This is a genomic window from Bacillus sp. GbtcB10 (assembly GCF_019091365.1).
In the GTDB taxonomy this organism is placed as follows: Bacteria; Bacillota; Bacilli; order Bacillales; family Bacillaceae; genus Bacillus; species Bacillus altitudinis.
In genome coordinates this window covers 1-257 of record NZ_JAGXJP010000244.1, presented here as the reverse complement: position 1 = coordinate 257, position 257 = coordinate 1, and the positions used below count along the sequence as shown (strand labels likewise).

The window sequence follows — 257 nt, the reverse complement described above, 5'->3', positions numbered from 1 at the left end:
CGTAAAAATTTCCGGAGATGGGATGCAGAAACTCATCTTTGACTTTATGCGGGTATCGTACAAACTTTGCAAGAAAAGCAATGCTGAGAATGATAAATATTAGAATGGCAATAATGCCGATGATATCCGCGATGATTAGCGGCGCTCCGAATAACTTACTTGCTTGTCTCCAAGCCAATGATAGACCCGAAATTCCCATTACCGATGCAAATAGATTAACCGGTAAGAATTGAACAGAACCGATGCCTTGCTGCTTC

General features: G+C 41.6%; 1 protein-coding gene. It reads right to left on the bottom strand.

The genetic code is table 11. The annotated features are described in order from the left end of the window. The coding region (locus KVT11_RS20200) for an SLAC1 family transporter (protein ID WP_483297936.1) at positions 1 to 257 on the bottom strand (257 nt) is incomplete at both ends.